Source organism: Pedobacter sp. UBA5917, assembly GCF_002432345.1.
GTDB lineage: Bacteria > Bacteroidota > Bacteroidia > Sphingobacteriales > Sphingobacteriaceae > Pedobacter.
On sequence record NZ_DJDT01000149.1, the window covers coordinates 44,898 to 51,597 of the forward strand.

The 6,700-nt window shown below is 38.9% G+C and carries 7 protein-coding genes; 2 read left to right on the forward strand and 5 right to left on the reverse strand.

Features of this window, described 5'->3' with window-relative positions:
- Window positions 1-103 precede the first annotated feature (103 nt).
- The 5 genes from rpe to B2V92_RS09240 form a co-directional block, all read right to left on the reverse strand.
- Window positions 104-775, reverse strand: a complete 672-nt coding sequence (gene rpe, locus B2V92_RS09220; RefSeq protein ID WP_293307139.1) for a ribulose-phosphate 3-epimerase — start codon at window positions 773-775, stop codon at window positions 104-106.
- 253 nt (window positions 776-1,028) lie between these two features.
- Window positions 1,029-3,164: a polyribonucleotide nucleotidyltransferase gene (pnp, locus tag B2V92_RS09225; RefSeq protein WP_293307141.1), complete on the reverse strand. Its 2,136-nt coding sequence runs from the start codon at window positions 3,162-3,164 to the stop codon at window positions 1,029-1,031.
- A 174-nt stretch (window positions 3,165-3,338) separates the two neighbouring features.
- Entirely contained in the window at window positions 3,339-3,623 is a 285-nt protein-coding gene (gene rpsO / locus B2V92_RS09230) for a 30S ribosomal protein S15 (RefSeq protein WP_025146265.1), read from the reverse strand.
- Window positions 3,624-3,720: 97 nt separating this feature from the next.
- Window positions 3,721-4,203, reverse strand: a complete 483-nt coding sequence (locus B2V92_RS09235; RefSeq protein WP_293307149.1) for a hypothetical protein — start codon at window positions 4,201-4,203, stop codon at window positions 3,721-3,723.
- Window positions 4,204-4,212: 9 nt separating this feature from the next.
- A complete protein-coding gene (locus B2V92_RS09240; RefSeq protein WP_293307151.1) occupies window positions 4,213-4,416 on the reverse strand; it encodes a hypothetical protein in 204 nt (67 codons plus the stop codon).
- A gap of 62 nt (window positions 4,417-4,478) precedes the next feature.
- Here B2V92_RS09240 and B2V92_RS09245 point away from each other — a divergent pair, with 62 nt between their 5' ends.
- Both B2V92_RS09245 and B2V92_RS09250 read left to right on the forward strand, forming a co-directional pair.
- Window positions 4,479-4,898, forward strand: a complete 420-nt coding sequence (locus B2V92_RS09245; RefSeq protein ID WP_293307153.1) for an acyl-CoA thioesterase — start codon at window positions 4,479-4,481, stop codon at window positions 4,896-4,898.
- A gap of 325 nt (window positions 4,899-5,223) precedes the next feature.
- Window positions 5,224-6,648: an MATE family efflux transporter gene (locus B2V92_RS09250; protein WP_293307155.1), complete on the forward strand. Its 1,425-nt coding sequence runs from the start codon at window positions 5,224-5,226 to the stop codon at window positions 6,646-6,648.
- The last annotated feature ends 52 nt before the right edge of the window (window positions 6,649-6,700 follow it).

The following is a 6,700-nucleotide window of genomic DNA, read 5'->3' on the forward strand; positions in this document are numbered from 1 at the left end:
TTGGGTAATAAGATAGCGTATTAAGCGTCAAGACAAAGGCATCAGGTATCAAGACTGTATCCGCCTTATCTTAAAAACAATTTAGCAATAAAACATTTAACAATTAAATATTTATAGTGCCAGCTGTCAAGCTTTTCATTTCAGCAATCGTTTCTGTCGGATTTTCTGTTGCAAAAATTGCACTTCCAGCCACGAAAGCGTTTGCACCTGCTGATACCAATGCAGCAATATTCTGTAAACCAACACCGCCATCTACCTCAATTACCAGTTCTTCATTAACACCTTGAATCAATGCTTTTAAATCTTTTATTTTTTTGTAGGTATTGTGGATAAAAGCCTGTCCGCCAAAGCCCGGATTTACTGACATAATCAGCACCAGATCAAGATCTTCGATCACATCCTGCAATAAACTTACCGGTGTATGTGGATTTAAAGCCACCCCAGCCTTACAGCCTGATGCCTTAATTAACTGAATGGTTCTGTGTAAATGTGTGCAGGCCTCGTAGTGTACGGTGATCCTATCTGCTCCTGCTTTAGCAAAATCCTCTATATATTTATCGGGATCAACGATCATTAAATGTACATCCAATGGTTTAACCGCATGTTTTTTTACAGCAGCCATTATTGGGAAACCAAAAGAGATATTGGGCACAAAAACGCCATCCATTACATCAACGTGGAACCAATCGGCCTCACTTTGGTTAATCATTTCAATATCGCGTTGTAAATTGCCAAAATCGGCAGAAAGTATAGATGGGGCAATAATGTATTTCATATTTTATTCTTAATCCTTATAATTAGGCAAATAAATGGCTATCATGATTATAGCAGCAAAATCTAAAAGCGATCGTCACCCTGTCCCGATTTTTCGGGACAGGGTGACGGTATGATGCAAGTTACAAAACAACTGCGAAAGTTTTTAGTTAGAAATATTGAAGTTAATATTTATATCAACAAAAAACCCTTCCAGTAAAACTGAAAGGGTTATATATATTCGCCGACTTCGGACTTCCGACTCCGGACTTTTTTTATGCCTGTGGCGCTGCCGGTTTTTCAGGTTTTGGCAATAAAACTTTGCGCGAAAGTTTCATTTTACCCTGTTTATCGATGTCTAATAATTTAACTTCGATTTTATCACCTTCTTTCAGTACACCGTCCATGGTTTCTAAACGTTGCCATGAAATTTCAGAAATGTGCAATAAACCATCTTTACCTGGCATAATCTCAACAAATGCACCAAATGGCATAATTGATTTTACTTTACCCTGGTAAACCTCACCAATTTCTGGTTTGGCAACGATATTACGGATACGGGTAACCGCTGCATCAATAGATGCTTTGTTATCAGCAAATACTTCAACAATTCCTTTGCCATCAACTTCTTCGATAGAGATTGATGCGCCGGTTTCGCGTTGCATTTCCTGGATAATTTTACCTCCAGGGCCGATAATTGCACCGATAAATTCTTTATCGATAGTTAAAGAAACAATACGTGGTGCATGTGGTTTGTAATCTTCGTTAGGACTGCTGATGGTTTTCTTCATCTCGTTTAAGATGTGTAAACGACCATCTTTAGCCTGCAATAACGCTTTGGTTAATACTTCGTATGATAAACCATTGATTTTTAAGTCCATTTGGCAAGCAACAATACCATTTTCGGTACCGGTTACTTTAAAGTCCATATCACCTAAATGATCTTCATCACCTAAAATATCAGAAAGGATTGCATATTTACCGGTTTTCTCGTCGGTGATTAAACCCATCGCAATACCTGATACAGGAGCTTTGATTTTAATACCTGCATCCATAAGTGCCAATGTACCAGCACAAACAGTTGCCATTGATGATGAACCGTTAGATTCTAAGATATCAGAAACCACACGGATGGTGTAAGGATTTGCCTCACCCTGTGGCAATACTTTTTTCAACGAACGTTGAGCCAGGTTACCGTGACCAATTTCGCGACGGCCAGCACCCCTGTTCGGACGAACCTCTCCTGTAGAGAAACCCGGGAAGTTATAGTGCAATAAGAATTTCTGGTAGCCATTAAAGAAAGCACCATCAATCATCTGCTCATCATCTTTGCTACCTAAAGTAACCGATGTTAAAGATTGGGTTTCGCCACGAGTAAATACAGCCGAACCGTGTGCAGCAGGCAAATAACCAACTTCACTCCAGATTGGACGGATTTGGGTAGTTTGACGGCCATCTAAACGGATGCCTTCATCCAATAATAAATTTCTGATTGCATCGTACTGAACATCATGGTAATAATGTTTAGCCATTGCTTTTGTTAAATCAGCGGTATCTTCTGGCATTGCCTCGAAGAATTCGTTGATGATAGCGGTAAAACCTTCTTTACGAACATCTTTATTGCCACCAGCTTTTGCTACAGCGTAAACTTTATCATAAGTATCAGCATAAACTTTAGCTTTTAAATCAGCATCATGGTCTTCGTGACTGTATTCGCGTTTTACGGTTTTGCCTGTAGCTTCGGTCAATTCAACCTGAACAGCACATTGAACTTTAATAGCATCGTGTGCAAATTTTAAAGCCTCAACCATTTCATCTTCCTGGATCTCGTCGCACTCACCTTCTACCATACAGATATCGTTAGCCGAACCGGCAACCATAAACTCAAGTGTAGCACGCTCTAAATCGCTGGCGAAGGGATTGATTACCAATTTACCGTCGATTTTAGCCACACGTACTTCAGAAATAGGACCGTTGAAAGGAATATCAGAAACAGATAATGCAGCTGATGCCGCTAAACCTGCCAAACAATCAGGCATGATATTTTTATCAGCAGAGATTAATGAAATCATCACCTGGGTATCAGAGTGATAATCAGAAGGGAACTGTGGACGTAAAGCCCTATCTACCAAACGTGAGATTAATACCTCATAATCAGACAATCTTGCTTCACGGCGTAAAAAGCCACCTGGGATACGGCCGGTTGCCGCATATTTCTCCTGATAATCAACCGATAAAGGTAAAAAATCGGTTCCTGGTTTTGCGCCAACAGTTGACACTACAGTTGCAAGCAACATGGTATCGCCCATTTTCACTACTACCGAACCATCGGCCTGTTTAGCCAGTTTACCTGTTTCAATTTCTACAATTCTGCCATCGCCCAAATCGAACGATTTTTTTATTACATTCATTTAATTAGAATTATGGTGTGTTTTCCTCTTTCTACACACCGTTGTTTATATATGTTTTTGTTTTTGCAAACGAAGATAGATTAAAAAAGCCTATCTATAACAAATCCCGTTAAAAAAATAACAGGAAAGTAAAAAGCCACTCCCTGAAGAATGGCTTTCGCTGATAAAATTCGCTTATTTTTGTTTAATGATATCACGAAGCGATAAAGCTTTGATGATAGCACGGTAGCGCTCAATATCTTTTTTGTATAGGTAAGCCAAAATACCGCGGCGTTTACCTACCAATTTTTGAAGTGACAACTGGGTAGAAAAATCCTTACGGTTTTTCTTTAAGTGTTCTGTTAAGTGCGCAATACGGTATGTAAATAACGCTACTTGACCTTCTGCAGAACCAGTGTTGGTTTCTACTTCGCCGTGTTGTTTAAAGATTTCGGCTTTTTTTTCTGGACTTAAATACATTTCTTGAATAATATTAAAGCAAATAAATTAATTAATTGTGGCGCAAAGATAAAGTTATTTTTGGTTAAAAGCAAGGGGTGTTTTATACATTTATAAATCAAACCTGTCTCCTTTTGTTAATCCGCTCTAATTCTAAAACATCAAGCTGATCTTTTGGTCTGTTGGTAGCCCGTTTATTGTCCAAAAGGTGATTATAATGCAGAAATCTTGCCTTAATGCCATTGATTTGATCAACTGTAGCCATTTCGAAATACTCATCGAACTTTTGTTTATCAAGCCCTGGGATATCTGTCATTAAATCGGCATACATACCATCATCCATTAAAACTTCGCAATAACCAGCAATAATCGGAACATCCAATAACATATCATATCTGCCATAGCCCATTTTATCAAGTGCGTATATTAAATTCTGTCTGTTATCCTTAGTATCCTTGAGATAAATATCCAAATCACCGGTAGTACGGTTATAGCCATACCGGTTAACAGCAAAACCGCCCACAATCAGATAATTAACATTAAACTGCTCAAATGTTTCCAATAACAAAAGCATTTCAGGATTTTCTTTATCAAAAGACATAAAAGAAAATTATAGGGCTAGCTTACGGATTACAAGGCCTTTGCCCTGTGGAGTTTTTAAAGGCTGACCGCCATTCATCATAACAGATATTTGATTGAGCTGTAACACACCAAAGAAGCGTTGCCCTGGGGTTCGGCTCAGATAAAAACTTTCACGCTCCTCAACAATTGTTTCGCGTGGAATATTAATATCATATAATTTGAGTTTTCCCATTTCACATCAAAAATACGAAAAAAGAGCAATAAAAATATACTTTTGCACAAAACATTTTACCCTTGGAAAAGAACCAATACAGCATTTTCGAAAGCGAACTACGTGTACGTCCTGATGATATCGATATGTTTAATCACGTGCATAACAGTAAATATTTGGATTATGTACTGGCAGCACGTTACGAGCAGATGGAAAAATTCTACGGCATGCCCTGGGAGCATTTCACCAGGCAGGGTTTAGGCTGGGTGGTAAGCCATGTGGATATTAATTTTAAACGTCCGCTGTTAATGAACGATTTAATGCTCATCCGCACCGGAATCCTGACCATGAACGATAAAGGCTGCTCTGTTCAGTTCGAAATTATCAACCAAAAAACAGGGAAAGTAGCTTCAGATGGTATTTTTGATTATGTATTAATTGATTTAAATACAGGCAGAGGCACAAAAGTTACTGAAGAAATGATTGAAGCCTACAACATATAATTGTGATTACGCAGATATAAGGTAACAATTATCATAAACTTGTGTATTCCGTGTCTCCCTGGTTAAAAAATTAAGGCTATTGATATGTGAGTAGTAGCCATAAATCAATTGTCAAAAGTTAATCACTTTCATAAAAATCGGTCATCAAAACTTGACAATTAAAAATTTTCTCTATATTTGCCTCATCAATAAGACCAGAGCCATGATAGTATCTGCAATCCGTTTGAGGTTCTAAACAACCGAGGATTCCCCTCCGCTTTAATTTTAGGTATGTACGCTTAATCGCGTATCATTTGGTTTATACATTACATTTTATTTATTATATATGTCACAGTCTACAAAGACAAAGGGCAAATTATCGTCATTTTTCGGTATCCTGGCCCAGTCTTTAAAAGGTCACGAAGTTGACCTAACTTCTATCAGTATTAAACGTGCAATTGTTTTATTGGCTATCCCAATGATGTTAGAAATGGCCATGGAATCGGTTTTTGCCCTGGTCGATTTATACTTTGTTGGTCATCTGGAAAATAGCAGTCATGCTATACAGACCGTTGGTTTAACAGAATCGGTTTTAACCATCATTTATTCGTTGGCCATTGGTTTAAGCATGGCCGCAACAGCAGTTGTTGCGCGCAGGGTAGGTGAAAAAAATCCTGAAGCAGCAGGTAAGGCTGGTATGCAGACCGTAATTATTGCAGTGATTATTAACCTGATGATCAGTATTGCGGGTTTAATTTATGCGCGCGACATTCTGTTGATCATGGGTGCATCGAACGAAACTGCCGATCATGGGGTTACATTCGTCCGCATTATGATGGGCGGTAGCATTATTATTGTATTGCTGTTTCTCATTAACGGGATTTTTAGGGGTGCTGGTAATGCAGCTATTGCCATGCGTAGTTTATGGATTGCAAATATTGCAAACATCATCCTCTGCCCTATTTTTATTAATGGTTTTGGCCCTGTACCTGCATTTGGTTTAACCGGTGCCGCTATTGCTACTACCATTGGCCGCGGACTTGGTGTAAGCTATCAGATTTACCATCTATTTAATGCTAAAAACACATTAAAAATCAGGTTAAGCTTTCTTATCCCCGAATGGGAGCAGATAAAAGCAATTGTTAAAATCGCTGCACCTGGTGTTTTACAATTTGTTATTGCAAGTTGTAGCTGGGTATTTTTAGCTCAATTGGTCGCTACAACAGGCGGAGATCATGGTTCGGCGGGTTACCAAACTTCGTTAAGATTGATGATGTTTTTCATGTTACCTGCCTGGGGCCTGAGTAATGCGGCAGCCACATTGGTTGGGCAGAATCTCGGTGCAGGAAGTGCCGAACGTGCCGAGAAATCGGTATTTCAGACCATGAAATATACAGTTATTTTTATGGCAGTGGTAAGTGTACTATTTTTAACCTGTGGACAATTTTTTGCGGCGTTTTTCACCAAAGATCAGGAAGTGATCAAAGTGGCCAGTCGGGCACTGAAAATTATGAGCGGTGGCTTCATTATTTATGGTGCTGGCATGGTATTTACCAGTGCATTTAACGGTGCAGGAGATACCTGGACACCAACCAAAATCAATGTCTTTGCATTCTGGCTGTTCCAGATTCCATTGGCTTATTTTTTGGCCAAATATTTAGAGATGGGACCAACAGGTGTTTTTATTGCTATTCCAACCGCAGAGGCCGGCATTGCAATAGCCGCATTTATTCTGTTTAAAAAAGGTAAATGGAAGAAAATTAAGGTTTAGTTTTTTAATTCAATGTGCTTCCGACGTGAAGTCGGAAGCACATTGAATTAAA

Coding starts and splice junctions, on each gene's coding strand:
- rpsO (WP_025146265.1), bottom strand. CDS start 3,623: ATGTATTTAAGTCCAGAAAAAAAAGCCGAAATCTTTAAACAACACGGC.
- B2V92_RS09250 (WP_293307155.1), top strand. CDS start 5,224: ATGTCACAGTCTACAAAGACAAAGGGCAAATTATCGTCATTTTTCGGT.
- B2V92_RS09240 (WP_293307151.1), bottom strand. CDS start 4,416: ATGGGAAAACTCAAATTATATGATATTAATATTCCACGCGAAACAATT.
- B2V92_RS09235 (WP_293307149.1), bottom strand. CDS start 4,203: ATGTCTTTTGATAAAGAAAATCCTGAAATGCTTTTGTTATTGGAAACA.
- rpe (WP_293307139.1), bottom strand. CDS start 775: ATGAAATACATTATTGCCCCATCTATACTTTCTGCCGATTTTGGCAAT.
- pnp (WP_293307141.1), bottom strand. CDS start 3,164: ATGAATGTAATAAAAAAATCGTTCGATTTGGGCGATGGCAGAATTGTA.